The 248-nt window shown below is 62.5% G+C and carries 1 protein-coding gene; it reads left to right on the top strand.

Annotated features, from left to right (window positions below):
- The coding region (locus SB847_RS21895; protein ID WP_410578829.1) for a POTRA domain-containing protein at window positions 1-248 on the top strand (248 nt) is incomplete at both ends.

Here is a 248-nt window from a genome sequence, read left to right as displayed (position 1 = left end):
GGTCGGCGTGCCGGATTCGCTGCCAGCCGCGACGCGCGTCAAGGGCGCGTCGGCGCTGCCGATGGACCCGTTCTCGTTTCTGCCCGAATGGCTCCAGCACTATAGCGGACAATGCGTTGGCAAAGAGGGCCTTGATGTGCTGGCCAAGGGCTTGCAAGGTGTCCTCCTGAGTCGCGGCTACATCACGACGCGCGCACTCCTGCCGACGCAGGATTTGTCCAAAGGAGTGCTGAAATTTGCGCTGATAC

It is taken from the genome of Bacillus sp. SIMBA_026 (genome assembly GCF_046535335.1).
Classification (GTDB): Bacteria; Bacillota; Bacilli; order Bacillales; family Bacillaceae; genus Bacillus; species Bacillus velezensis.
Note: the sequence above shows the minus strand (reverse complement) of the source record. Positions and strands in the feature narration are given on the sequence as shown.